The organism is Streptomyces sp. NPDC127097, from assembly GCF_042724075.1.
Classification (GTDB): domain Bacteria; phylum Actinomycetota; class Actinomycetes; order Streptomycetales; family Streptomycetaceae; genus Streptomyces.
This window is the reverse complement of the sequence record NZ_JBHXFI010000011.1, coordinates 37,693-63,278: the sequence shown is the minus strand read 5'-3', so window position 1 is coordinate 63,278 and position 25,586 is coordinate 37,693. Positions and strand designations below refer to the sequence as shown.

Annotated in this window: 23 protein-coding genes; 6 read left to right on the top strand and 17 right to left on the bottom strand. The window is 72.1% G+C overall.

The window, feature by feature from the left end; genetic code table 11:
• Both scpA and ACFWJW_RS11785 read right to left on the bottom strand, forming a co-directional pair.
• Positions 1-2,271, bottom strand: coding sequence for a methylmalonyl-CoA mutase (scpA, locus tag ACFWJW_RS11790; RefSeq protein ID WP_387238329.1), 2,271 nt, complete (start codon positions 2,269-2,271; stop codon positions 1-3).
• Positions 2,271-4,154 (bottom strand): methylmalonyl-CoA mutase family protein, encoded by a 1,884-nt coding sequence (locus tag ACFWJW_RS11785; protein ID WP_387238326.1) that lies wholly within the window; start codon positions 4,152-4,154, stop codon positions 2,271-2,273. Before ACFWJW_RS11785 ends, scpA begins: the two co-directional genes overlap by 1 nt.
• A 254-nt stretch (positions 4,155-4,408) precedes the next feature.
• On the opposite strand from ACFWJW_RS11785, the gene ACFWJW_RS11780 reads away from it, so the two are divergent.
• On the top strand, positions 4,409-5,683 hold the full coding sequence (locus ACFWJW_RS11780) for a hypothetical protein (RefSeq protein ID WP_387238323.1): 1,275 nt from the start codon (positions 4,409-4,411) through the stop codon (positions 5,681-5,683).
• 30 nt (positions 5,684-5,713) lie between these two features.
• On the opposite strand, the gene ACFWJW_RS11775 is transcribed toward ACFWJW_RS11780, so the two are convergent.
• The 4 genes from ACFWJW_RS11775 to ACFWJW_RS11760 form a co-directional block, all read right to left on the bottom strand.
• Positions 5,714-6,115: a DUF1992 domain-containing protein gene (locus ACFWJW_RS11775; protein ID WP_387238320.1), complete on the bottom strand. Its 402-nt coding sequence runs from the start codon at positions 6,113-6,115 to the stop codon at positions 5,714-5,716.
• A gap of 121 nt (positions 6,116-6,236) precedes the next feature.
• Positions 6,237-6,917: a hypothetical protein gene (locus tag ACFWJW_RS11770; RefSeq protein ID WP_387238317.1), complete on the bottom strand. Its 681-nt coding sequence runs from the start codon at positions 6,915-6,917 to the stop codon at positions 6,237-6,239.
• On the bottom strand, positions 6,914-8,536 hold the full coding sequence (locus tag ACFWJW_RS11765; RefSeq protein WP_387238314.1) for an ATP-binding protein: 1,623 nt from the start codon (positions 8,534-8,536) through the stop codon (positions 6,914-6,916). The genes ACFWJW_RS11770 and ACFWJW_RS11765 overlap by 4 nt, the downstream gene beginning before the upstream one ends.
• A complete protein-coding gene (locus tag ACFWJW_RS11760) occupies positions 8,533-9,240 on the bottom strand; it encodes a response regulator transcription factor (RefSeq protein ID WP_042161105.1) in 708 nt (235 codons plus the stop codon). Before ACFWJW_RS11760 ends, ACFWJW_RS11765 begins: the two co-directional genes overlap by 4 nt.
• Before the next feature lie 149 nt (positions 9,241-9,389).
• On the opposite strand from ACFWJW_RS11760, the gene ACFWJW_RS11755 reads away from it, so the two are divergent.
• Positions 9,390-10,154 carry a polysaccharide deacetylase family protein gene (locus ACFWJW_RS11755; RefSeq protein WP_387238311.1) on the top strand — a complete coding sequence of 255 codons (765 nt, stop codon included), beginning with the start codon at positions 9,390-9,392 and terminating at the stop codon, positions 10,152-10,154.
• 85 nt (positions 10,155-10,239) lie between these two features.
• Here the strand turns inward: ACFWJW_RS11755 and ACFWJW_RS11750 are convergent, their stop codons facing one another.
• The 3 genes from ACFWJW_RS11750 to ACFWJW_RS11740 form a co-directional block, all read right to left on the bottom strand.
• On the bottom strand, positions 10,240-10,653 hold the full coding sequence (locus tag ACFWJW_RS11750; protein ID WP_387238308.1) for an SsgA family sporulation/cell division regulator: 414 nt from the start codon (positions 10,651-10,653) through the stop codon (positions 10,240-10,242).
• Positions 10,654-11,046: 393 nt separating this feature from the next.
• The gene (locus ACFWJW_RS11745; RefSeq protein ID WP_387238305.1) at positions 11,047-12,693 is read right to left on the bottom strand and encodes a PH domain-containing protein; all 1,647 of its coding nucleotides are present in this window, start codon (positions 12,691-12,693) and stop codon (positions 11,047-11,049) included.
• Positions 12,690-13,208, bottom strand: coding sequence for a PH domain-containing protein (locus ACFWJW_RS11740; RefSeq protein ID WP_387238302.1), 519 nt, complete (start codon positions 13,206-13,208; stop codon positions 12,690-12,692). The genes ACFWJW_RS11745 and ACFWJW_RS11740 overlap by 4 nt, the downstream gene beginning before the upstream one ends.
• A gap of 136 nt (positions 13,209-13,344) precedes the next feature.
• Between ACFWJW_RS11740 and ACFWJW_RS11735 the strand changes: the two genes are divergently transcribed.
• Entirely contained in the window at positions 13,345-14,001 is a 657-nt protein-coding gene (locus ACFWJW_RS11735) for a TetR/AcrR family transcriptional regulator (RefSeq protein WP_387238301.1), read from the top strand.
• Positions 14,002-14,113: 112 nt separating this feature from the next.
• On the opposite strand, the gene ACFWJW_RS11730 is transcribed toward ACFWJW_RS11735, so the two are convergent.
• Entirely contained in the window at positions 14,114-14,527 is a 414-nt protein-coding gene (locus ACFWJW_RS11730) for an SsgA family sporulation/cell division regulator (protein WP_387238298.1), read from the bottom strand.
• Positions 14,528-15,045: 518 nt separating this feature from the next.
• On the opposite strand from ACFWJW_RS11730, the gene ACFWJW_RS11725 reads away from it, so the two are divergent.
• On the top strand, positions 15,046-16,101 hold the full coding sequence (locus ACFWJW_RS11725; RefSeq protein WP_387238295.1) for a WD40/YVTN/BNR-like repeat-containing protein: 1,056 nt from the start codon (positions 15,046-15,048) through the stop codon (positions 16,099-16,101).
• 216 nt (positions 16,102-16,317) lie between these two features.
• Here the strand turns inward: ACFWJW_RS11725 and ACFWJW_RS11720 are convergent, their stop codons facing one another.
• Together ACFWJW_RS11720 and ACFWJW_RS11715 are read right to left on the bottom strand one after the other, a co-directional pair.
• The gene (locus ACFWJW_RS11720) at positions 16,318-16,824 is read right to left on the bottom strand and encodes a MarR family winged helix-turn-helix transcriptional regulator (protein WP_387238292.1); all 507 of its coding nucleotides are present in this window, start codon (positions 16,822-16,824) and stop codon (positions 16,318-16,320) included.
• Positions 16,825-16,896: 72 nt separating this feature from the next.
• Positions 16,897-18,693, bottom strand: a complete 1,797-nt coding sequence (locus tag ACFWJW_RS11715; RefSeq protein ID WP_387238289.1) for an FUSC family protein — start codon at positions 18,691-18,693, stop codon at positions 16,897-16,899.
• Positions 18,694-18,973: 280 nt separating this feature from the next.
• On the opposite strand from ACFWJW_RS11715, the gene ACFWJW_RS11710 reads away from it, so the two are divergent.
• Positions 18,974-19,591: a TetR/AcrR family transcriptional regulator gene (locus ACFWJW_RS11710; RefSeq protein WP_387238286.1), complete on the top strand. Its 618-nt coding sequence runs from the start codon at positions 18,974-18,976 to the stop codon at positions 19,589-19,591.
• A 232-nt stretch (positions 19,592-19,823) separates the two neighbouring features.
• Here the strand turns inward: ACFWJW_RS11710 and ACFWJW_RS11705 are convergent, their stop codons facing one another.
• On the bottom strand, positions 19,824-20,135 hold the full coding sequence (locus ACFWJW_RS11705) for a hypothetical protein (protein WP_387238283.1): 312 nt from the start codon (positions 20,133-20,135) through the stop codon (positions 19,824-19,826).
• 169 nt (positions 20,136-20,304) lie between these two features.
• Complete coding sequence (locus ACFWJW_RS11700) at positions 20,305-20,907, bottom strand: TetR/AcrR family transcriptional regulator (RefSeq protein ID WP_387238280.1); 603 nt, start codon at positions 20,905-20,907, stop codon at positions 20,305-20,307.
• Between the two features lie 227 nt (positions 20,908-21,134).
• Here ACFWJW_RS11700 and ACFWJW_RS11695 point away from each other — a divergent pair, with 227 nt between their 5' ends.
• A complete protein-coding gene (locus ACFWJW_RS11695; RefSeq protein WP_387238277.1) occupies positions 21,135-21,944 on the top strand; it encodes an SDR family oxidoreductase in 810 nt (269 codons plus the stop codon).
• Between the two features lie 583 nt (positions 21,945-22,527).
• On the opposite strand, the gene ACFWJW_RS11690 is transcribed toward ACFWJW_RS11695, so the two are convergent.
• The 3 genes from ACFWJW_RS11690 to ACFWJW_RS11680 all read right to left on the bottom strand — a co-directional run bounded on the left by ACFWJW_RS11690 (position 22,528) and on the right by ACFWJW_RS11680 (position 25,444).
• A complete protein-coding gene (locus ACFWJW_RS11690; protein ID WP_387238273.1) occupies positions 22,528-23,331 on the bottom strand; it encodes a DeoR/GlpR family DNA-binding transcription regulator in 804 nt (267 codons plus the stop codon).
• Between the two features lie 266 nt (positions 23,332-23,597).
• On the bottom strand, positions 23,598-24,479 hold the full coding sequence (locus tag ACFWJW_RS11685) for a class II fructose-bisphosphate aldolase (protein WP_387238270.1): 882 nt from the start codon (positions 24,477-24,479) through the stop codon (positions 23,598-23,600).
• A 59-nt stretch (positions 24,480-24,538) separates the two neighbouring features.
• Positions 24,539-25,444, bottom strand: a complete 906-nt coding sequence (locus ACFWJW_RS11680; protein WP_387238267.1) for an SIS domain-containing protein — start codon at positions 25,442-25,444, stop codon at positions 24,539-24,541.
• Between the last annotated feature and the right edge of the window lie 142 nt (positions 25,445-25,586).

Here is a 25,586-nt window from a genome sequence, read left to right as displayed (position 1 = left end):
TCAGAGCTCGTGACCGAGGACCGATGCCAGGTCCCGCACAAGATCGTGCGCGGCCTCGGGGATGACCGTGCCGGGCAGGAACACCGCGGCGGCGCCCATGTCCCGCAGCGGCTGTACGTCCGCCGGCGGGATCACCCCGCCCACCACGATCGTGATGTCCTCGCGGTCCTCCGCCGCCAGCGCCTCCTTGAGCGCCGGCACCAGCGTCAGATGGCCGGCCGCCAGCGACGACACCCCGACGATATGGACGTCCGCCTCCACCGCCTGGCGGGCCACCTCGGCCGGCGTCTGGAACAGCGGGCCGACATCGACGTCGAAGCCCAGGTCGGCGAAGGCCGTGGCGATCACCTTCTGGCCGCGGTCATGGCCGTCCTGGCCCATCTTGGCCACCAGGATGCGCGGTCGGCGGCCCTCGGCGCGCTCGAACTCGGCCACCAGCGACCGGGTGCGCTCCACACCGGAGGAGGGGCCTGCTTCGTCTCGGTACACACCGGAGATCGTACGGATCTGGCCGGAGTGGCGTCCGTAGACCGACTCCAGTGCGTCGGAGATCTCACCGACCGTCGCCATCGCACGGGCCGCGTCCACCGCCAGCGCCAGCAGATTGCCCTCCAGGCCCTCGCCGGGACCGGACTCGGCCGCCGCGGTCAGCGCGCGCAGCGCCTTCTGGCAGGACTCCTCGTCGCGCTCGGCACGCAGCCGCTTCAGCTTCTCGATCTGCTGGGCCCGCACCGAGGAGTTGTCGACCTTGAGGACCTCGATCTCCTCGTCGGTCTCCACCCGGTACTTGTTGACGCCGATCAGCGCCTGCCGCCCCGAGTCGATCCGGGCCTGCGTCCGGGCCGCGGCCTCCTCGACGCGCAGCTTGGGGATGCCCGCGTCGATGGCCTTGGCCATTCCGCCGGCCGCCTCGACCTCCTCGATGTGCTGCCAGGCCCGCTGCGCCAGATCGTGGGTGAGCTTCTCGACGTACGCACTGCCGCCCCACGGGTCGATGACCCGGCAGGTGCCCGACTCCTGCTGGAGGAACAGCTGGGTGTTGCGGGCGATACGGGCGGAGAAGTCGGTGGGCAGCGCCAGGGCCTCGTCGAGGGCGTTGGTGTGCAGGGACTGGGTGTGCCCCTGGGTGGCGGCCATCGCCTCCACACACGTACGCGTGACGTTGTTGAACACGTCCTGCGCGGTCAGCGACCAGCCCGAGGTCTGCGAATGGGTGCGCAGCGAAAGGGACTTGGGGTTCTTCGGCTCGAAGCGCTGGACCAGGCGCGCCCACAGCAGCCGGGCCGCCCGCAGCTTGGCGATCTCCATGAAGAAGTTCATGCCGATCGCCCAGAAGAAGGAGAGGCGCGGAGCGAAGGAGTCCACATCCATGCCCGCCTCGATGCCCGCGCGCAGGTACTCCACCCCGTCGGCCAGGGTGTAGGCCAGCTCCAGGTCGGCCGTCGCGCCCGCCTCCTGGATGTGATAGCCGGAGATCGAGATGGAGTTGTAGCGCGGCATCTTCTGCGAGGTGTACGCGAAGATGTCGGAGATGATCCGCATCGAGGGCTGCGGCGGATAGATGTAGGTGTTGCGGACCATGAACTCCTTGAGGATGTCGTTCTGAATGGTCCCCGCCAGCTTCTCCGGCGGTACGCCCTGCTCCTCCGCGGCCACGATGTAGAGCGCCAGCACCGGAAGCACCGCGCCGTTCATCGTCATCGACACGGTCATCTTGTCCAGCGGGATGCCCTCGAAGAGCTGCCGCATGTCATAGATCGAGTCGATCGCGACGCCCGCCATACCGACATCGCCGGTCACCCGCGGGTGGTCGCTGTCGTAGCCGCGGTGCGTGGGCAGGTCGAAGGCGACCGACAGGCCCTTCTGGCCGGCCGCGAGGTTGCGGCGGTAGAAGGCGTTGGACTCCTCGGCGGTGGAGAAACCGGCGTACTGCCGGATCGTCCAGGGCTGGTTGACGTACATCGTCGGGTACGGGCCGCGCAGATACGGCGTGATGCCCGGGTAGGTCCCCAGGAAGTCCAGCCCGTCGAGGTCCGCCTCGGTGTACAGCGGCTTGACGTCGATGCCCTCCGGCGTCTCCCATGTCAGATCCGCCACGCCCTTGCCGGTGGCCTGCTGCACGGCCGCCGCCCACTCCCCGGCCTCGCCGGCGTCCGCGGTGACCGGGCCGCCGAGTTCGACCGTGCTGAAGTCCGGGATGGCGCCCGAGGGCGCCGGGGAACCGTGCGGCGCTTCGCCGACGGCGCCTGTCTGCTGCGTCGTCTCCTCCATCACGCCACCTCCATGACATCCAGGGCCGAGGACAGCACCTCGACCGCGTCGCAACCAGTGAAGACGAAGGAGTCCACCCCGGCCGCTACCCATTCGTCCCGCTGCTCGCCCGGCTTGCCGGCCAGATGCACCCGCAGCGCACCCGCCGACTTCAGCGCGGCCGCCACGGCCGCCGCCTGCTCGCCGTACACCGTGTCGCTCGCACACAGGCAGGCGATCCGCGCGCCGCTGGCGGCGAACGCCTCGGCCACCGACCCGGCATCCACCGGCGCGGGCCCGGCGACCGTCTCGATGCCGCCCGCCTGGAACAGATTGGCGGCGAAGGCCACCCGCGCGGTGTGTGTCGCGACCGGGCCCAGCGCGGCCAGAAAGACCTTCGGACGGGCGCCGCTCGCCGCCAGTTGCGCGTCGGAGCGTGCCCGCAGCCGCTCGTAGGCATCGTCCCTGCGTACCCGCGGCAGCCCGCCGCCGATCGGCGCGGGCGCCGGCTCGCGGTGCACCGGCGGCTCGGCGAGATGCGGGAACTCGCTGACCCCGGTGACCGGTTCGCGCCGGTGGGCGAGGCCCTCGGTACGGCGCTCCCAGGTGTCGGCCAGCCGGCCGGCGATCATCCCGGAGCGCAGGGCCGCGGCCTGGCCGCCGGCCCCCTCGATCTCCTGGAACCACGCCCAGGCCGCCCGGGCCAGCTCATCGGTGAGGCTCTCCACGTACCAGGAGCCGCCCGCCGGGTCGATCACCTTCGACAGATGCGACTCCTCCAGCAGCACGGACTGGGTGTTGCGGGCGATCCGCCGGGCGAACGCGTCGGGCAGGCCCAGCGCGGCGTCGAACGGCAGCACCGTCACCGCGTCGGCGCCGCCCACTCCCGCGGACAGCCCGGCGACCGTGGTGCGCAGCATGTTCACCCACGGGTCCCGACGGGTCATCATCACCGTGGAGGTGACGGCGTGCTGGCGCTGCGCGGACGCGGCGGGGGAGGCCCCGCACACCTCTGCGACCCGCGCCCACAGCCGGCGGGCCGCGCGCAGCTTGGCGATGGTCAGGAACTGGTCCGCGGTGGCGGCATAGCGGAACTCCAGCTGCCGGCAGGCGTCGTCGATGCCGAGGCCGGAGCCCGTCAGCTGCCGCAGATAGGCGACGCCGGTGGCCAGCGAGGTGCCCAGCTCCTCGGCGGCCGAACCGCCCGCCTCGTGGTACGGCAGCGCGTCGACGGCCAGTGCGCGCACACCGGGTGCCTCGGCGGCGCAGCGCGCGGCCATCCGGGCGGCCGACTCCAACTGGAGGCGCAGCTTGGCGTCATCACCCGTACGGGCCAGCAGGCCGAGCGGATCGGCGCCCAGGCAGCCGGCCGCCTCGCGCAGCGGCGCACCGGACGCGGTGTACAGCCGCAGCAACTCCTCGGCGGCCGCCGCGAAATCGGCACCCGCGTCCAGCACCACCGCGGCCAGGTCCAGATAGACCCCGCGCAGTGCCTGCTCCAGACCGGCCACCGGCACCCCGCCGTCGCCGACGGTCAGCCAGACCGAGGTGACGCCGTTCTCCAGATCGGCCAGCACCGATTCATTGGCCTGCTGGGGATCGGTGTGGACATGGCGCTGGCGTACGTCCCACCCGGCGACGGTCGTGCCCTCGGGCCGGCCGGCCCGTACGAAGGGCGGAAAGCCCGGGTGGCCCAGGGCGGCCGTACCGTCCTCGGCGGTGTAGAGCGGGCGGACGCGGATGCCGTCCTGGAGGTCGGTGGCGAGCGCGTCCTCGGCGGCGGCGCCCGTTGCTTCTGCGACGCCCGATTTGCGCAGCACGCCTTCGACGAGGCGCTGCCACTGTGCGCGGTCGGCATCCGGGAAGGCTGCGGCCAGGGGGAGTTCGGAGGACTCGGCGGTCATGGCAGCAGGCTAGGCGAACGACCGTTAGCTGGAGCAGGGGCTCCAGCTGTGACGTTGCACTCGTTGACCGTGCGGAAATGTTGATATCCATGGGCCGGGTGGGGCAGGTGGGGCGGGTCGCCCCTATCGCGCGAAGTCATCCGGTGGCCTACGGGACGTGTCCGCCCCGGGGCGCCGGCGCAGGTTCAGTACGGTGGGCGCGGCACCTTCCCCCCAAGCGCTTAAGGAGCAGGGGGGACCCCCAGAGGAGCGCGATGCCCAAGGCGCCGTTGACCCGCACCGTGACCGTCGCCACGTTGCTGCTGGCCGTCGCCGCGCTCCTTTGGGCGCTGCCGCGGACCGCCGCCCCCGGCCACACCGCCACCTGCACCGGACGCCGGATCGCCGCCTGGTCCCCCGATTCCCGGCATACCGCGGAATTCGCCCGATACGGCAATGACAACACCCGGGCCGACGACTGGACCGGCGGCGACGGCACCCACTCGGTGCGCCTCCCCGACGGCCGGACGCTCTGGCTCTTCTCCGACACCTTCCTCGACCGGATCCAGGAACCGCCCAATCCGCAAGGAGAGCACCATCGTTGGCGCACCGCCGACACCGGCGGCACCCCCTTCCTTCGGCACAACTCCGCCGTGGTGATGTCCCGTTCGGGCCGGCTGGAGCGCACCCTGACCGGCGGCACCGCGGCCGCCCCCGGACCGTTCTTCCCCGACCCGCCCGGCGGCGGCTGGCGCTGGCCGGTCCGGGCGAGTGTGGAGCCCCGCGGGCCGGGATCGGACCGGAAAGTGGTCCGGGTCCTGCTGTGGCACCGCGCCCCCGGCACCGGACCGTGGATCTTCGGCATGCCGCACAGCACCGACGTCGCCACGCTCTCCCTCCCCGGCCTACGCCTGGAAGGGATCACCGAGGCCGTCGGCCCGACCTCCGCGGACCCGGGCCGGCGCGTCCTCTACGGTGCGGCGGCGGTCCGCGACGGCGACTGGACCTATGTCTTCGGCAGCGACGACCCCCCGTCGGCACCCGCCTCCAGCGCCTATCTCGCACGGGTCCCGGCCGGGCGGCTCGGGCACCGCGGAAGCTGGCGGTTCTGGGACGGCGCCCAGTGGCAGCGGCAGGCCGGGCGGGCCCGGCCGGTGCTGCGGGACGGTGGCCCGCGCGGCGTCGGCACCGCCTTCACCGTCGTCCGCGACGGCCCCGCCTGGGTCCTGATCACCATGGACACCGGAGGCGGCGGCGCGGCCGGGATGCGGGCCCTCGCCAGCTACTGGTCCTGCTCACCCCGCGGCCCCTGGCACGGGCCGAACGGCCGGATCACCCCGCCCCGCCCGCCGGCCCCCGATCCCCAGCACATCGCGGTCTACAACCCGCAGGCACACCCCGAATTCACCGCCGACGGCACGCTGCTGCTCAGCTACGACATCAACTGGCTCGGCCCGCCCGGCGTCCCGGCCGACACCCGGCTCAACGGCGATGTGGACCTGTACCGGCCGCGGTTCCTGCGGGTACGGCTGGGCCCCGTCGGACCGTGAGCCGGGCACGGGGTCCGGCGTCCGGCCTCTTCAACTCCCGTGCTGCTCCCGCCACTTACGGGCCACCTCGTCGATGTCGAACGGTACGAGGTTCAGCGGAGGGCCTTCGAGCGGGGTGCGCAGCGCCGCGCGGATGCGCTCGTTGAGCGGCGTCAGGATGCGGCGCAGGGCCGCCTCGGTGGGAGCGGCGGCCGCGGCCTCCAGGGCGTCCTCCGCCTCCTTGCGCAGGGCGAGGCTCGGCGGCAGGCAGGAGAGGTGCTCCCGGCTCATCTTGTCCTTGATCCACCACATCTCGTCATACGGCTGATCGAGGTGGGGGAGGGGCTTCCCGGTGCCCGGGAGGCCGGCGAAGTCGCCGCGTTCCGTCGCCTCCCGGATCTGCCGGTCGATCCAGCTCTCGAAGGTGACACCGGGGGGTTTGCGCTCGGTCATCGCGTGCGCCTCCCGAGGATCCAGGGGCCGGTCGGCCGCTTCTCCGGGCGGTGTGCCGGGCGGGCCCCGTACCCACCTTCACGGTAACGCGGAGCCGGGGCGATACGGCGGCCGCGGCGGCTCAGCCGGTCGGGCCCGGCTCCGGAGCGGACCCGCCGGTGCCGGACCCGTCCGTGCCCGTGTCCGGCTGCTCCGTACCGGACGGCGAGGTGGGGGTCGGGCTCGGCTCGACGACGGGGAAGGCGTTGTTGCCGCCGCACACCATGGGGCCGATCCGGTCGGTCTTGCTCGTCAGCGTCACGGCGACCTCCCCGGACGGCTTGTTCCCCGGCACCCGGGCATTGGCCGCGGTGCACACCAGCTGGTTCAGCGACCCGGAGTCCAGCCGCGCGGCGATCATCGGCAGGCTGATCACCACGGCGCCCTCGCGGGTCTCGGCGTGCGGCATGCCGAGGGACTTCGGCAGCACACTGGTCAGGCCGCGCATCCGCTCCGCGTGGTTCGGGCCCTTCATGAGCAGCGCCAGGGCCGTGTCCGGGTCGACCGGGGTCTTCGCCGGCCGGGTCGCGGAGCGCAGCCCGGAAGGACCGTAGAAGAACAGCTGGACATCGGCCTCGGGCTGGCCCGGCGACTTCACGCCGCTGGCGGGTTCACCGGCGTCGATGACATCGGTGGGGGCGATCCCGCAGCCGGTCAGCGCCCCGGACAGGGCGCAGGCCAGCGCTCCGGTCACGGCACCTCCCAGGATGAGCCGCCGGGCCCGCACCGCACGCAGGGTGTTCCGGACGCTGCTGACGCTCATACGTGGCTCTCCTTTCCGGGCTTTCCGGCCTCGGGCTTTCCGGCCTCGGGGTGTGCGCCGCCTCGGTCGTCGTCCGGTGTCTCGTCGGCCTCCCATGGGCCGTCCGGCGCGTCCGGTGACCCTTCGGCCGCCGCGTCGTGCGTCCGGGCGTGGCGCAGCGGCAGATCCACCGTGAACACCGCACCGCCCTCAGGGCAGTTGGCCGCGCGCATCACGCCGCCGTGCAGCCTGACGTTCTCCATCGCGATGGCCAGACCCAGGCCGCTGCCCTCCGAACGGGCCCGGGCGGAGTCCGCCTTGTAGAAGCGCTCGAAGACATGCGGCAGGACCTCGGGGTCGATACCGGGCCCGCTGTCGGAGATCTCGATCAGCAGCCGGTCCGCGCCGGGCTCCGGGGTGTGCAGCCGCACCCGGACCGGCTCGCCGCCGTGGTGCAGGGCATTGCCGACCAGGTTGGCGACCACCACATCGAGCCGCCGCGGATCGAGCCGGGCCCGTACGCCGGCCGGCAGCTCCGCCGTCACCCGCTGCTGCCAGGCCCTGGCCTGAAGGGTCTTACGGATGGTCTCGGCGACGTCCACCTCGTCGAGATGGAGCGCCGCGGCCCCCGCGTCGAACCGCGAGACCTCCATCAGATCCTCCACCATCCGCGCCAGCTTCCCGGTCTCCTGGCTGATCAGCCGGACCGCGGAGGCGGTGTCGGGGTCGAGGGAGTCGGCGTCCTCGTCGAGCACATCGGTGACCGCGGTCATCGCCGCGAGCGGCGTCCGCAGCTCGTGCGAGACATCGGCCGCGAACCGCCGGGCGTTGGACTCCAGCCGGCGCAGCTCGGCCATGCTCTCCTCCAGCCGCGCCGCCATGTCGTTGAACGTCCGGGACAGATCGGCGAGTTCATCGGCGCCCTTGACCTCCAGCCGGGTGTCCAGCTTGCCCTCGGCGATCCGGCCGGCGGCCTGCCGCAGCCCCCGTACGGGCCGGAGCACCCCGCGCGCGGCGAGCAGCGCCGGGATCACGGTCAGCACCAGCACCGGCAGCGCACCCCGCTGGGCGGCGCTCACCAGCGCCTCGACATTGGACTCCTCGGCGCTCAGCGGAAGCTGGGCATAGACGGACAGCGCGGAGGCATTGCCGTCGGTCTGCCGCACCGGCATCCCGATCAGCAGCCACGGATCCCCGCTGCGGTCCACCCGCTGGAAGGCCGGCACATGGCGCTTCTCCACCGACCCCTTGAGACCGGCCGGGATCACGACATCGCCGCGCAGACTCCCGTCGCCGCTGTCCCGCACACCGCGGTAATGCACCGAAATGTCCCAGTCCCGGGACTTCCCGGAGCGCTCCAGCTGGACCCGGAAGGAGTCCAGGTCGGCCTGCGACGGCGGCACCGGGAGCTCGGGAGCCAGCGAATTGACCTGCGCCCGCAGATCGTTGACGGCGATGTCCTGGGAGCGCTGGAGGATCGCGTTACGCGCCTCCTGGTACGTCAGCAGCGCGGTGGTCAGCGCACTGACGGCGGCCACCACCAGGAATCCCACCACGAGCCGGGCCCGCAGCCCACGCAGCAGCTGGGGATTGCCGCGCCCGAGGCGGGGGAGGTCCGCCCAGCGGCGGGGGCGCTTCACAGGGGCCCGAAGCGGTAGCCGAAGCCACGCACGGTCTGGACGTAACGAGGGCTGCGCGGGGTGTCCTCTATCTTCGTCCGCAGCCGCATGACACAGGCGTCCACCAGCCGCGCATCGCCGTGGTAGCTGTGCTCCCACACCTGCTCCAGCAGCTGCTGGCGGCTGAAGACCTGCCCCGGGGTGGCGGACAGGAACAGCAGCAGTTTCATCTCCGAGGGGGCCAGCGCCAGGTCCTGGCCGCCCTTGCCGACCACCAGGCCGGCGCGGTCTATGGCCAGTTCGCCGTAGGTCTCGACCGGGGCCGGGCCCGGCTCGGCGGCGGCCGGTGTGCCCTCGGCCGGCAGCGCGGTACGGCGCAGCACCGCACGGATGCGGGCTTCGAGGACCTCACCACGGGCCGGCTTGACGATGTAGTCGTCGGCCCCGGCCTCCAGCCCGAGCACCACATCGAGGTCGTCGCCACGGGCGGTGAGCATGATGATCGGCAGCTGCCGCTCGGCGCGGATCAGCCGGCAGACCTCGAAGCCGTCCTTCCCGGGGAGCATCAGATCCAGCAGCACGATGTCCGGACGGAAGCCCGGCAGCACGTCCAGGCCCTCCTCGCCGCTGGCCGCGGCGGCCACTTCATGGCCGCGCCGCCGTAGCGCGAGGGTCACTCCGTCCCGTACGGCGGCGTCGTCCTCGATCAGAAGTACACGTGGCATAGGACCAGTATCAATAAGTTTCATGATGGATCGGTAACAGGAGCAGCCTCTTCGATCTCTGACGCATCTTCCCTGGCGCAGGGCGGTGCGGGTGCAGCACCCACCGCCGTCGGACCGCACACGCGCACGGCAAGAGGGACGGGATCGGGATGGCACGGGGCTTCCGTAAAGAGGGCGGGATCATCGGGGTGGCCGCGGCGGCTGTCGTGGCACTCGGGGTCGCGGGGACGCTCGTCTTCTCCGGAGCCGGCACGGACTCCAGCGCGGCGGACGCCGCCAAGCAACCCAAGAAGGCGTCCCGGGCCGCACCGGTCGACCCCTCCATCGTGCACGCCTCGGACCGTCCCGGCCGCAGCCTGAACATCACCATCGACGACGGCCCGGACCCGACCTGGACCCCGAAGGTGCTGGAGGTCCTCAAGAAGGAGAACGTCAAAGCGGTCTTCTGCATGATCGGCCCGCAGGCCAAGGCGCACCCCGACCTGGTCAAGCAGGTGGTGGCCGCGGGGCACAAGCTCTGCGACCACACCATCGACCACGACACCACCATGAATCACAAGTCCGAGAGCTTCCAGTCGCGGCAGATACTCGACGCGCAGCAGATGATCGAGAACGCGGCGGGCGGCACCCAGGTCGAGTACTACCGCGCCCCCGGCGGCGCCTTCACCCCCTACAGCCGCAAGCTCGCCGCGGACCACGGCATGCGACCGCTCGGCTGGAACGTCGACAGCAAGGACTTCGAGGGCGGCACCGTCGACATGATCGACGCCACGGTGCGCGGTGAACTCTCCAACGGCCCGACGGTCCTGTTCCACGACGGCGGCGGCGACCGCTCCCGGACCGTCGAATCGCTGGAGCGGCTGCTGCCGTGGATGAAGCAGCAGGGCTACGGATTCGGGTTCCCGAAGCGCTGATGCGTGGCGTATGGATCAGGGCGGCCTTCGGGCCGCCCTGATTGACGTTTCGGGGGCGACGGTGCCGCCGCGCCCTCGCGCCGCCTTATGCCGCGCCGAACAACTCCGCGAGGCCGCGCTCCAGCCCGAGGTGGGCCGGCTCGGCGCCGGCGGGCACGGCCGCGTAGGAGCGGGCGAGGAACTGCCGTACGTCCTCGGTCCTCAACTGGACCATGGCGATGCCTTCGTCCGAGTGGAACTCCATCACCGTCCGGTCCGGGCCGGACGGCCGCACCCGCACATCACCCCGCCCGGCCGGCACCCGCAGCCCCTCGTCGAGCAGTTCGCGGGCGAACGCCCAGTCCACCGCCGAGCCGTCCAGCGAGATCTCCGGCGGGAAGGACATCCGTACGGCCAGCGGGTCGGCGGGCTGATAGTGCAGCACCGCGGGAACCGGGTGCGGGCCGGGGGTGGTGGCGATGAGGCGGACCTGGACGGCTTGGTCGATGACGGGGTCCATCGCGCTGCTCCCTCACGGCTGTCGGATCATGGGCAAAGGCTCGTCCAGTAGGACGGTGTGCCCGGCCTCGTCGTGCACGCGACATGGGTGTGAGGTATCTCATGTTGCGAAGGGTGGTGGTTTCGTGCCGCGTCGAGGTGTGTGTGCAGGTCACACCGCCTCCGGGCGGGAGTGGGCCGGATGCCCCGGCTGCCGCCCGGAGTTGCGGGGGGGCGCCCGCCCGGTCCGGCACGAGCGGCGGCCCGCCGTCGGGGACGGGCCGCCGTCGTTGGCGCCGGCTGCCGCGTGGGTCTACCGCCGCCCTGTGCCGGCTGTCGCGGGCGGTGGCAGTCGCCCCCGCGACCCAACTGCCCGGGAAACACGGCCCGTTCCCATAGGGCGACGACCCTGCCGCTACCGCTTTCGCTGTCCCGGCACGGCGGCCGGTCCGGGGTGCACCAGGAACTCGTCCAGGATTCCCGGGGCCGCCGTCGAGGCGAAGCCGGGGGCGTCGGTGGCCGGGAGGTCCGGGACGCGGTAGCCGTCCTCGCCCGCCGCGACCGCCGCGGTGAGCGTGACGAGCCCGGCCCGGCGGGTGAACGGCGAGGTCGAGAACGTCCAGGCGGCGATGGCGTCGCGCTGGAGGGCCACGGTGTCGCGGCTGAAGGTGCCCGAGCGGGCGACCAGATACGGGCCGTCCAGACCGTGCCCCAGATTGCGGTACGCGTCCCGGGCCAGCCACAGCGACAGCGCCGTGGTGAGCAGCGCGTAGATCCAGGCGCAGTGCAGCAGGACGGGAGTGAACGCCGCGCCGAGACCGGCGAGCACGGCGGTGCCCGGCAGGACCACGAACAGCAGACCGCGCACCCGCCGCCGGCGCAGCGCGACCCGGGGGTGCGCGGTCAGCGCCGCGGGCGCCGCGCTGCCGGGGAAGGGCGAGCGCAGGGTGCCACCCGCCACCCGCAGTGCCTCCGCGCGGGGCGCCGGCGGCAGCAGCCCGCTGCGCTTGCGGTTCTCCTCGTGGTTGCCCAGTCCGCCCGCCACCGCGCGCACCAGCGCGCCGCCGCCGGCCCGCAGCAGCAGCGGTTCGCGCAGCACCACGCCGCGCAGCCGGGCCCGTTCGATGGTGACCGCACGGGTGGTGAGCAGCCCGCGGCGCACCCGGAGCGTGCGCGAGTCGGTCCACTCCAGGCAGTAGTTCCACCAGTTCTCGACGTACAGGACGACCGCGCCGACCGAACCGAGGGCGAGGATGACCAGCAGCGCCGCCGGGATCGTCAGCCAGAGCGCACGGGCACCGAATTCCGTGAACGCCCGCTGGACGAAGCCGAGTTTCCAGGCTTCGATGCCGATGCCGTCCAGGGCGCGGTAGGCCCCGCCGGCCACCACGAAGACCCCGCCGATGACCCAGAAGGTGAGCGGCGCATAGCGCAGCCAGCGCCAGCTGATCCGGGCCACCACCGGGTCGTTCGCGACCGCCTCGGCATCGGCGTAGGCGAGCAGCTCCGTGCGCAGCCGCTCCGCTTCGGGGACCGCGAGCGCCTCCAGGGACAGCTCGCTGCTGCCGTCCCCCGAGCCGGCCGTACCGGCTCGCAATACGGTGACGCCCAGCACCCGGTGGATCGGTGTCGCGGTCAGATCGACGGTACGTATCCGGTGCAGCGGCACACTGCGCAGCCGCCGGGTCAGCAGCCCGCTGCGCACATCGAAGGTGGGGGAGGCGCCTCCGCCCGCCCCCTCGCCGTCCCGGGGAACGGTGATACGGAAGTCCGTACGCGCCCACCGGATCAGGCCCAGCGTGGTGAGGACGGCGAACGAGGCGGTGAGGGCGGCGAGCGTGATCCAGGCTTCGATGCTGATCCGGCCCCCGGTGGCCAGCGCCGTCAGCGCCAGCGAACCGAACGGTGCCGCCATCCAGCCGCAGTGCACCAGAAGGGTGCGCGGATCCAGCCGCCGCCACGGCGTCTCCTCGAAGGGGGCGTCGGGTGGGGCGGCGGGCCCGGACCCGGCGGACGGGCCGGGGCCTGTTCCGGGCGCGCCGGGCTCCCGTGGCGTGCTCATGCGGCATCACCGGGTACGTCCTGCGCGGCCTCGCTGATCCGCCGGGAGAGCTCCTCGGCGTCCGCGTCGGACAGTCCGGCGATCTTGATGTCGCCCGCGGTCGAGGCGGTGGTGACGGTCACCGTCGCCAGCCCGTACCGCCGCTGGAGCGGCCCGCGCACGGTGTCCACCGTCTGCACCCGGCTCAGCGGCGCGATCCGCCGCTTCTGCCAGAACCAGCCGCCCGCCGCATAGACCGCCCGGCCGCCCAGCTCCCAGGCGTGCACCGCATACCGCCACCGCGGCATCACCAGGAGATAGCCGAGGGCCGGCAGCACCAGCACGACCAGCAGCAACGGGCCGAGCCAGGGCAGCGCGCCCGGGAAGAAGAGCAGGGACAGGACCGCCATGGTGAGCGCGGTGAGCAGCATCGGGCCGCTGAGCGTCAGCAGTGCCTGGAGCGTCCACCAGCGGCGGGCCCGGGGATCGACGCGGTGGCGGGGTGGTCGAAGCAGCGGGGCGGCGTGCTCGGGCATGGGGTCACCGGTTTCCAAGTCAAGCGTATTGAGTAGCGGTACGTTATAACGGTACAAGCGACTTGTAAAAGCGGGCCCGGTCCCCGGAAGCGACCCCGCGCGCGAGGAACCGCGCACCGTACGAGGGAGGTCATCCGTGCCCAAGAAGGTGGACCACGAAGCCAGACGCCAGGAGATCTCCGAGGCGCTGTGCCGGATCGCCGGCACCCGTGGCCTGGACGGGGCGAGTCTGCGCGATGTCGCCGCGGAGGCCGGTATCTCGCTGGGCCGGCTACAGCACTACTTCCGCACCAGGGACGAGATGCTGCTCTTCGCCCTCCGGTACATCAACCGGCTTGCCGGGGACCGGATCAGGGAGCGCATCGCGGCGCTGACCGAGGAGCCGACGCCCCGTGAGGTGCTGCGGGCCTGTCTGTCGGGCATGCTGCCGCTGGACGACAGGAGCCGCATCGGGCTGCTGGTCAGCGCCGCGTACTACGCCCGCGCCGTCCATGACGAGGCGCTGCGCGCCGAGGCCGAGGAAGGCATCCCCCGGCTCCGCGCCTTCTTCGCCGACCAGCTGCGGCTGGCCGCGGACCGCGGCGAACTGCCGCCGGAGCGCGCCACCGAGGACGAGGCGATGCTGCTGATCAGCGCGGCCGACGGGCTCGCCACCTACGTCCTGCTGGAGGTGCACACTCCCGAGACCGCCCTACGGCTGCTGGACCTGCACCTGGCGAATCTCTTCGGAACGGAGCGCCCTGCGGAAGCGGGGGCGGGGCGGGCGGTGAAGGCTGGGGGGAGTGCGCGGTGAAGGGCCGGTTCGCGCGGGGCGGCGCGGCGCGGTGCGGTGCCGGAACTCCGGTCGGGCTCCGGCGTCGGCAGGGTGTGGTGGCCGGCAGGGCGTGGCTGCCGGCAGGTGTGGTTTACGCCTCCCGCAACAGGGCGGCGAGATCGGCCTCGACGTCCAGGTGCCGCGCCTCGTCGCCCTGCGCGACCAGCTCGTACGACCGCGTCAGAAACGCTCTCAGCTCCCGCGCCTCGAACTGCACCACCGCCATACCGCCGGCGGCGTGGAACTCCACCACCACGGCCTCGGCGTCGTACGGCCAGATCTGGACGTCGCCCGCCCCGGCGGGACCGCCCAGGCCCTCCGCCAGCAGTTCGCGCCCGAACGTCCAGGTCACCTCCGCCCCGTCCAGCGAAGCGGCGGGCGGAAAGACCAACCGCACCGCGAAGGGGTCGGTGCGGTCGTAACGCAGGCTCGCCGGGATCACCTGCGACCGGGGAGCGATCGCGATGAGACGGGCCTGAACGGCTTGGTCGATGACGCTGGACATCGCCGGCTCCCTTGTATTCGGTGCGGTTCATTTGAGTCTTCGACCACTAAGACGCACGGGTCATCGCGCCAGGTGCATTGGATTCCTACGTGACCTGCATCACGGACCTTTGGATGTACGTATTTGCCCTCTTTGTTGGCCGCCCGGGGCTCACGACCGGCCTCCTGGGGCTCCACTTGACGGGCTGTCAGGCGTGGGGGCGTGCCTCGGCCGCGACCCCACGGCCACCGAGGGCTCACCGGTGGGTGCGGGCGGTGACGGGGGAGGCCCGTCGGCGGCGCGGGGCGGCGGTCTGGACGGGGCGGTCGGGCTGGGCTAGCTTCCAGCCCAAAACCAGAGCGGGGTGGGGCGAAATGCAGCGCACGGGACGTTTGTTGTGTCTGGGCTCAGATCAGGGGAAGGTCAGGGGCGCGCGCTCACGCGGTGCCGGACGTAGGGCGGCCCTCACGGCCGGTGCGGCGGCCCTCGCCACGCTCGCGGCCGGACCCCTGGCCGTGGCCCGGCCGGTGAACGTCCCCATGGACGCGGCCCCTTCCCCGGCCTCCTACGGGACGGCGCACGCCCCGGCCCGTGATCCGCTGGCGGCCACGCTCACCACCCCGCACGCCGGCTGGCGGCTCAAGGACAGCGGCAGCACCGCCCGCTTCCGCGGCCTGGCCGCCGTCAGCCGTACGACCGCCTGGGCCGCCGGCACGGCCGGCACCGTGCTGCGCACCCAGGACGGCGGCAAGCACTGGCGCGATATCTCCCCACCCGGTACCGGGGGACTGGAGTTCCGCGACATCGAGGCGCTCGATGCGCGCCGCGCGGTGGTCCTCGCGATCGGCGAGGGTGCGGCCTCGCGCGTCTTCCGTACCGATGACGCCGGCGCCACCTGGACCGAAAGCTTCCGCAACCCCGACCCCCGTGCCTTCTACGACTGCCTGACCTTCTTCGACCGGCGGCACGGCATCGCGCTCAGCGACCCCGTCGACGGCCGGTACCGCGTCCTGTCCACTCGGGACGGCGGCCGCAACTGGCGGGTACTGCCGTCGGACGGTATGCCGCCGGCCCAGCAGGGCGAGGCAGCGTTCGCCGCCAGTGGCCAGTGCCTGGTCTCCGCCGGCAGCCGTGACGCCTGGATCGCGACCGGTGGTGCGGCCACCGCCCGCGTCCTGCACACCGCCGACCGCGGCCGTACCTGGTCGGTCACCGATACCCCGCTGCCCGCGGGCGACCCGGCCCGCGGCATCTTCGCGCTCGCCGTCCGCGACCGCGGCCACGCCCTCGCGGTCGGCGGCGACTACCGCCCCGACCAGCCCTCACCGCACGCCGCCGCGGTCAGCGACGACGCCGGCACCACCTGGACACCGGCCGCCGCACCCCCGAAGACGTACCGCTCCGGCGCCGCCTGGCTCCCGCACTCCCGCCACCTCGCCCTGGCGGTCGGCCCGGACGGCAGCGATCTGACACTCGACGGCGGCCACACCTGGCACCCCTTCGACACCGGCTCGTACGACACCGTTGACTGCGCGCCTGACCTGGGCTGTTGGGCCGCGGGCGAGAAGGGGAGGATCGCCCGGCTGGAGTGGTGAGGGCGGGGGCGGTCGCGGGGGCGGAGGTGTTGGGCGATTCGGAGGCGTTGGACGATCCCGGGCGTCGGGGAGGTCTCGGGTGCTTCGGCCCGTTGCCCGCCGGGCGGGGTGCCCTCCGGGGCCAGCGGCAACCCGTGGCCGTCGGCCGCTTGCCCGCTCGCTGCCTGCCCCAGCCGCTGGCCGCCAGCCCGGCCGCCCGTCCATCGCCCGTCGGCCTCAGTCCATCAGGCTGCCGAGCCGTCCCTCCAGGACCACCAGCAACTCGCCCAGCTTCGTGGAGAGTTCCTCCTGCCGCTCGGCTCCGATGCCGTCGAGCAGCGACGCCTCGTACCGCAGCTGTTCGGGCAGCAGCCGGTCGATGGTGTCGCGCCCCTCATCGGAGAGCGAGAGATGGCTGACACGGCGGTCCCGGTCGTCGGGGCGGCGGACGATCAGCCCCCGTTCCTCCAACTGCCGTACGCGCTTGGTGACCGCGGCACCGGAGGCGAAGGTCTCGCGGGCCACCCGCCCGGGGGTCAGCTCGCGGTCCATCCGGCGCAAGGTGCCGAGGATGTCGAACTCGGGCCGGGTGAGTCCGGCCCTCCGCAGCGGCGCGTCGGCCGCCTGCTGAAGCAGCGCGGAGCAGCGGTTGAGCCGCCCGATCACCGCCATCGGGCCGGTGTCCAGCCCGGGGTGCACCTGCTGCCACTGGCGCAGCACCCCCGCGACGATGTCCTCGGTCACCCGCACTCTCCTCTCGGCCGTGCCTTAGGCGCCCAATTGTGCCTGCCGTACGGTGCCGATCGGGCGCATGGGTCAGGCGGCAAGTGTCGGCGCCGTGAGCCGCCGGACGAGCCCGGCCAGCGCCCGGTGACCTCGCTGTTCGGCGTGCGCGATCCGCTCCTCCGGAACGGCCCGCTGCCACCACTCACCGGCCGCGACCTCCACCGCCTCCCGGAGCTCGACCAGACATCCCGCCAGCCGGTCGCGCGCCCAGCCGATTTCCCGGGCCTCGTCCACGCCGGTCGCGGGCCCCTCATCGAGCAGCCGGGACGCGACGGCCTCCGCGGCCGCGACCCGCCCCAGCGCCACCTCGATACGGTCCGCAGCACGCCGATTGGTGACCAGGACGCAGCAGGCCAGACCCACCGAGGCCCCCACGACGGTGTCGAGCCAGCGGTCGGCGACCAGCGTCGCCGTCGGCACCCGACTGCCGAATTCCGTCAGCAGCAGCGCCATCGGGGTCACGCACACCGAACCGAGCCAGTAGTTACGGGTGATCGTGGCCTCGGCGCCGAGCTGACAGGCCAGCGCGACCGCGATCATCGCGAGCGGTCCGAGGTGCATCAGCGGCAGCAGCGCGGTGTAGAGGAGCAGCCCGAGCAGATTGCCGAGAGTGCGCTGAAGTGCCCGCTGCCAGGAGAGCGTGGTGTTGGCCTGGTAGATGGAGGCCGCCGTGACCACGGCCCAGTACGGATGCCCGACTCCGACGGCCATCGACGCCCAGCCCGCCAGTACACACCCCACGGCGACCCGCGCGCCGATGGGCAGCAGTGGTGACCCGGGCGCCAACCGGGCGAGCACCGCCCGCACCCCGCGCGGATGACCGGGCGCGGGCCGCCGCGGCCCCGGCGCCTCCGCGGCGACACCCGCCAGCACCTCGGCCTGCGCCGCGGACAACACCACCTCGGGCAACGGCCCTCCGCCCCGCAGCGCACGCGCCCAGCCACCGAGCCGATCGGCCTCGGCCCCCGCTTCGTACGGCGCGGTCCGGTCGGCCCCCTCGCCGGCGTGCTCCGTACTCCCCAACGCCGACTCGGCGCGTATCAGCAGCCGTTCGAGCCCGGCCCGCGCCGCGGCCGTGCCCGGGGTACGCATCGGGACCAGGAACAGCGTGTGCCAGGCGGCGTTCACCGCGGCCGCGGCGGCATGGCGGGCGTGCGCCACCCCGGCCGGTGCCCCGCCGCCGCTGCCCGCCTCCGTACGCAGCAGCCCCGCGGCGGCCTCCAGCGCGCGGGCGACCACGATCCGCTCGGGCCCCTGCGGCCGTATCAGCGCCGGAGCCATACAGACCAGCCAGGCGAGCACCCCGGTGCCGAGTGCCAGCGCCAGGTGCTGGGGCACCTGCCCGAGGTGCTGCGGCACGAAGAACGCCGACGCGGTGACAAAGGTCAGGATGAGATTGCCCGGCGGGCCGATACGCGTCGCGTCACAGGCGACCTTGTGGACCGCGGCGACCAGCGACGCGCACACGACCAGCAGCGCGGTCGAGGCGATCAGCGATGCGGCGGTCAGCGCGACACCGAGGCTCGCGACCATACCGAGCACCACCCATGGCAGCGTGCGGGCACGCGCCGCATACGGCAGACCGTGCGCGTACAGGGCGCACATCGCCCCCGCCGAGGTGTACAGGATCAGATCCAGCCGCCCCAGCGCATACAGCGTGAGGTCCGGGATCGCCAGCGTCACCAGCGCGCTGAGCGCCGGCTTGTGCCAGATGTCGACGGGCCTTCGCAGCCGCACCGCGCCCCTGACCGGCAGCGGCCGGGCACGCACCACGCTCCCTGGAGCGTCGTGCGCACTCCTACCGGACGGTTTGGCGTGCTTTCCCATAGGGGAATGTTAGCAGGTGTTTTACTCGTGAAATATATCCCCAGGGCGGGGGGAGGCGGACGGGAGGTGGGGCGCGCGGGCCGCGAGCGGAGGGCGGGGGGGAGGAGTGGGGCTCCGGGCGGCGGGTGCGGTGGCTGCCAGGGGGCTCCGGGAGTGGGTGCGGTGGCAGCCAGTGGGTGGGCGGGAGGTGCGTACGCCGCGAGACCCGGGCGACCGGCGGGAGAAAAGCGAACGACGAGCGGGCGACAAGCGGGGTGGCGCGGAGGGTGACAATGGCCGGGTGCCAGCCGCCAAGAAGAAGTCGACGACCGCGAGCGCCTCGCCCGAGCGTCGCCGCGAACTGCTCACCATCGCGGCGGAGGTCTTCGCCGCACACGGCTACAACGCCACCACCGTCCGCCGCATCGCGGACGAAGCCGGCATGCTCGCCGGCAGCCTCTACTACCACTTCGACTCGAAGGAATCGATGCTGGACGAGATCCTGTCCAGCTTCCTGACCGAGCTGTGGGACGGCTACGACGCCGTACTCGCCGCCGGTCTCGGCCCCAGGGCGACCATCGAGGCCCTGGTCACCGAGTCCTTCCGGGAGATCGACCGGCATCGCGCGGCCGTCGCCATCTACCAGAAGGAGTCCAAGCACCTCGCCGCCCAGCCCCGCTTCGACTACCTCGCCGACTCCCAGCAGAAGTTCAAGAAGGCATGGCTGGGCACCCTGGAGCGCGGTGTGGCCGACGGGGCGTTCCGTGCGGACCTCGACATCCGGCTCACCTACCGCTTCGTCCGCGACACCGTCTGGGTGGCGGCGAGCTGGTACCGGCCGGGCGGGCAGCACAGCCCCGAGGAAATCGCCCGCCAGTACCTCTCGATGGTGCTGGACGGCATCGCCGTACGCGCCTGACCCGCTCTTCGTCAGCGGGCGGGGTGCGGGCGCCGGCAGCGGTCCCGGCAGCGGTAGCGATCCTGGCGGCGAGCGCGGTCCTGATGACGGGCGCGGTTCCGTCAGCCGGCGCGGTCCTGGTTACCGCGGTGCCTCGGCCCTTCGGCCACGCTCCGGTCCTTCGACCGTGACCCGGCCCTTCGGCCACGCCTCAGCCCTTCGGTCACGCCTCAGCCCCTCGATCGTGGGCCGCTCAGCAAGAGGTGTTCTTCACGAACAGGGCCCGCGGCGCCCCGGTCGTGCCATAGCGGATGTCCTTGGTCGTGCCCTTGAGGAGCCGGCCATGGGGGTCGCGGTGATGCGGGACGACGATGGTGAAGCACGAGGTCCGCTGCGTGCACAGATTCGACAGGCGGACATAGCGCTGGTGGCCCTTGTTGAAGTACTTCCGCACCTTGACGCACTGCGGCGCCCGGCCCGCGGCGGACGCTTCCGAGGTGGTGGCCAGGGTCAACGAGGCGCTGCACGCCACGGTGGCCAGTGCTATGGCGATGATCTTCCGCACGTGATCTCCCCCGTTGAAAACTTGGAATCCCCTCGCGAACCCCTACCGTGTTCGCACGTACATTCCCCATTGTCCATACCCGCCCAATGGAAATCAGCCCCGGGGGCCACACAGGGACACAAGTGCTACATAGCAGCAACCCTTTCGGAACAGGGCCGGGCCGGCCGGGCTACAACTCGTCGATACGCAGATAGCGCAGTGCGCGACGGGTCAGCTCCGCCACGTCCTCCGGTTCGTCCTGCCAGGCCCAGTGCTCCATGGCGACACTGATGCCGTCGAGCAAGGCGCAGGCCAGCAGCCGTACCTCCATGCTGTTCTCCGGTGCGCCCTTGCGCGCCGCGAGCACCGGCACCAGCTGGTCCTGCATCTCCCGCCCCGCCGCGAGCCATCGCATCCGAATGGCCGGGACGGTGCCCATGACCCGCACCAGCCGGCGGGCCTGTTCACGGTCCGCGAGCTGCCGGGCCGCGGCCGACGACGTGAACGACGCCTGCACGGCGCTGCTCAGTGGTTCATCCACGGGGCGCCTGGCCAGCTCCTCGACGAGCACACCGACGCTGGCCGTCATGACGGGAGTCAGCGCGTCCTCCTTCGCCGCGCAGTAGCGGTAGAAGGTGCGCAGCGAGATGCCGGCCGCCGACGCGATGTCCTCGACCGTCGTCGCCTCGTACCCCTGGTCCGAAAACAGCGCCGCCGCCGTCTCGGCGATCTCCAGTCGGGTCTCCTGCCGCCGCCGCTCGGTCAACGATGGTCTGCCTCGCGCTGCCGTCATCCACCTCTCCTGATCGTCTGGCCGTCATGTCTACCAGGAGCCATTTTCTGTCACAGACCAGCTTTCTGACACGTCATGCCAAAAATTCGCTATGGTGGCGACACCGCCCGCACCACCGCCCCCTCGCCGGCGCTCTCCCTTTGTCCGCTTCCACCCGACCCCGGCAGAGCCAGAGCCCGAACCAGAGCCATCGCGACAACCCGCACGTGTCAGCGAAGGAGCCGACCATGAAGGAGCCGACCATGCCCACGCCGGTGCCCATGCCCCGTACCTGCCTCGTCACCGGAGCTGCCTCCGGCATAGGCAAGGCCACCGTGGCCCACCTCCGCGAACAGGGCCACACCGTGATCGGCGCCGACCTCAAGGACGCCGACATCTCCGCAGACCTCGCCACCCCCGACGGCCGTACCCAACTGGTGGACCGTGCCCACGAGTTGACCAACGGCCGACTCGACGCCGTGATCGCCTGTGCCGGCCTCGCCCACTTCGTCCCACGCACCGTCCAGGTCAACTACTTCGGCGTCGTCGCCACCCTCGAAGGGCTACGCCCGCTGCTCGCCGCCGGTACCGCCCCCCGCGCCGTACTCCTCTCATCCGTCGCCTCGATCCACCCGGCCGACCAGACCATCGTCGACGCGGCGCTCGCAGGCGACGAAGAGGCAGCTGTGGCCGCCGCCCAGGCCGCCGTCGACCGAGGCGAGGGTTATGCGATCTACGGCGCTTCCAAGCAGGCGATCGCCCGCTGGCTCCGCCGTACGGCCATCTCCGACGACTGGGCCGCCGCCGGCATCCCCCTCAACGCCGTCGCCCCCGGCACGACCGTGACCCCCATGACCGAGCCCATGCTCGCCGACGTCGAAACACGTAAGGCCATCGACGCCGGCATCCCCATGCCCCTGCACGGCCACGCCCGCCCCGAACAGGTCGCCCCACTGCTCGCCTGGCTGACTTCCCCCGAGAACACGCACGTCACCGGCCAGGTCATCTTCCTCGACGGCGGCGCCGACGCCATCCTCCGAGGAGACAACATCTGGTAACCACCAACCAGTAGCCCCGACTACGCCCCCGGGTGACGCGACGTACCCGGCAAAGCCAAGTCACACGGCGGACGGAAGGCCCCTCCCCGCAACGCACCCGGGCAGCTTCGTCGCGCGGCGCCCCCGGGGAAGCCCGGTCGCGCGGCGAAAGAAGGAAGCCCCGTCACGCGGCGCACCCGGAACCGCAGGCATCGGCGGGCTGGGCAGCTCCCGTCGCGCGGCAGACGGACGAAGCCGCGTCGGCAGCAACCCCGGGGGGAAGCCTTGCCACACGGGGCACCGGGAGACCCGACGTGCGGGGCTCGGGGACCTCCCGTCACACGGCGCACCCGTGGGAGCCCTGTCATGCGGCGGACCGGGAAAGCCCCGTCACCCGGCGCACCGGGGAAGTCCTGCCGCACGACGTACCGGGGAAGCTCCCTCGTCAGGCGCATCGAGGAAGCCCTGCGACGCCGCAGGCCGGTCCCCTCACACGGCGGACGGGGGAGGCCCTGTCACAAGGCGCACCCTGAAGCCCCACACACACGTCAAGGACTTCCCGGGCAATGCCGCGCCGCCTGTCCTGCCGCCCGCGTCCGGTGCGTCACTCGCCGGCGGACGGGCGGGCCGTCACCACTTTCAGGCCCCGGTCCGCGAATTCGCGGCGGGTTGCCTCCTTCGCTCCGTTGTCCGTGATGAATGTGTCAAAGACATCCGCGTCGCCGACCCGGGCGAAGCAGCGCTCGCCGATCTTCGACGAGTCCGCGACGACTACGGCACGCCGGGCACGCTCGGCCATGAGGCGGTTGACCCGGGCCTCCGCCTCGTCGTGCACGGTCGCCCCCATCATCGGGTCCATGCCGTTGGCCCCGATGAAGGCGATGTCGATGGAGATCTGCTGAAGCAGCAACTCACTGAACGGACCCACCAGTTCGAACGACCGCGAGTGTGCGACCCCGCCGGTGAGCACGATCTTGATCTGTGGCCGCACGGCCAGCTCATTCGCGATGTTGAGGGAGTTGGTGACGATCGTCAGGTGCGGTTGCGGTCCGGCCTCTGCAAAGTCCGGACGGGTGGCGAGCACCCGGGCGATCGCCGTGGTCGTCGTGCCACCGCTCAGCCCGACCACGTCACCCCGCTCGACCAGCTTCGCCGCGGCCTTCGCCACCGCCTCCTTCTCCTCCGACCGGTGAGCGTGCTTGTAGCGGATCGGCAGGTCGTACGCCACCGAACTGAGCACCGCCCCGCCCCGGGTGCGGGTCAGCAGTTGCTGTTCGGCGAGGGCGTCCATGTCGCGCCGCATCGTGGCGGCCGAGACCTCCAGCGCGGTCGCCGCCTCCTCGACGTCCACCCGGCCTCGGTCCCCGAGCAGCTCAAGCAGTGCGTTCATCCGTTCATGGCGCTTCATGGCGCGAGCCTAATTCGTTTCGGCACACCACGGTGACGCGTGGTAGAGGTCCCGCCGAGTACGGCCGCCACGGCCGAGTACGGCCGCCACGGCCGAGTACCGCCGCCACGGCCGAGCACCGCCGCCACGGACGGACACCGCCGACACCGGGGGCGGCGGGGCAGGCGGGACACCATGCCGGGGTCCGCCGCAGCGGTCCTGTCGTCACGGGTCTCGCCATGGGATCGTCACGGGGTGCGACCAGGGTGGTCATCGAGTCCACGGGCTCAACCCCGAGCAGGTGCCTGGGTCGCGTACCGGTCCGGGACCGTCGCCCGAGTGCCCAGCACACCCAGCAGCCTCGCCGCTTCCTCGGCCACCGCCTCCCGGGCCGGCTTGACGTACTTACGGGAGTCGACGAGCGCGGGATCGGCGCCCAGTGTCCGCCGTATCGAGTGAGTGAAGACGGAGACCAGATGTGTGGAGATATTGATCTTCGTCATTCCGGCGGCAATGGCACGGCGCAGCTCCTCATCCGGCACACCCGAAGAGCCGTGCAGGACCAGCGGCACCGGCAGAGTGCTGTGCAGCGCCGTGATGAGGTCCTTGTCCAGGACGGCCGTGCGCTCATGCATCGCATGGGAGGATCCGACGGCCACGGCGAGGGCGTCCACACCCGTCGCGCGGACAAAGGCCAGGGCCTCGTCCGGGTCCGTGCGTACCCCGGGCGCATGGACTCCGTCCTTGCCGCCGACCTCGCCGAGTTCGGCCTCGACGTAGGCGTCGCGTTCGTGGCACCAGGCGGCGAGGTCGGCGGTGGTGGCGACGTTCTCCTCATAGGGAAGAGCGGAGGCGTCCACCATGACGGAACCCACCCCGGCGGTGATGCCCTGACGGACGAGGTCCGCATCGGTGATGTGGTCGAGGTGGACGGCGATCCGGGCCGTGGAGCCCTCGGCGAGGGCGAGCGTGGCGCGGGTGATGGGCAGCAGGCTGCCGTGATAGCGGATGCAGTTCTCGCTGATCTGAAGGATCAGTGGGAGACCGGTGCGCTCGGCGGCGGAGACGAGCGCCTCGGCGGTTTCCAGATGGATGACGTTGAAGGCCGCGGCACCGACCCGCGCCTCACGCGCGGCGTCGACGATCGATGAGGTCGGAACGAGTGGCATGGGATGCCGGCTCCCTTCTCCCTTACGGGCAGGGCGGGTTGAGGGGGTGAGGTGGGCGGCTACGAGGCGGCCGGCGTCTCGAGCATCACCGAGCGGGTCAGACTGCGCGGATTGTCGGGGTCCAGACCGCGGGCGCGGGCTCGCTCCAGCGCCACCCGCTGGACCAGCACCAGATCCGCCAGCGGATCGCGCGCATGGTGCACAAAGCGCGCACCCGTCCGCGCCACATCGGCCTCCAGGCCGTCCGGTGCCTGCCCGAAGAGCCAGGTCACCCGGCCGGGTGCGGCTATCGCGATGGGACCGTGGCGGTACTCCATCGCGGGGTACGACTCCGTCCAACTCTGCGATGCCTCCCGCATCTTGAGGGCCGCCTCATTGGCCAGACCGAACGTCCAGCCGGAGCCGAGGAAGGAGAACTGCTCGGCGTCCACCCACTCCTTGTCCACCGGCGCGGCAAGCGCCTCCTCCGCGTCGGTCACCGCCCGGGAGATGTCCTCGCCTAGGTGCGCGCGCAGCAGTGTCAGCGCCGTCGTCGCGAAACGCGTCTGCACCACCGACTTCTCGTCGGCGAACGGCAGCGCGACCGTCTCGTCGGAGAGCGCCACCGCCGGCGTCTCGGGGTCACCGATGATCGTCACCGTCGGGATGCGCCCCTTGACGGCGTCGAGTACCCGCAGCACCTCGGTCGTGGTGCCGGAGCGGGTGATCGCCACCACCGCGTCATAGCCACGGTCGCTGCCGAGGAAAGCCTCGGAGGCGGCGAACGGATCCGTCACGCCCAGTCCGGCCGCCTCGCGGAGCGCCGCATAGGACTGGGCCATGAACCACGAGGTGCCGCAGCCGACGACGGCCACCCGCCGGCCGGCTTCCGGCAGGGGCCCCGCCGCCGCTCCGATCCGTGCGGCCTGCCGCCAGGTCTCCGGCTGGCTGCCCAGCTCCTGCTCCATGTACGAGGTATCGCTCATGGCCCACCCTCCCGTGATGTGGCAATGGAATGAAACGTGAATGCGTGAAGCTGCACTTTTTGACTTCGTTGCAATCGACTGTACGCAGGAATCTGCTCGCGATCCATCCCTCGTACGAGTGGATGCATCAGAGGGGAGCGCG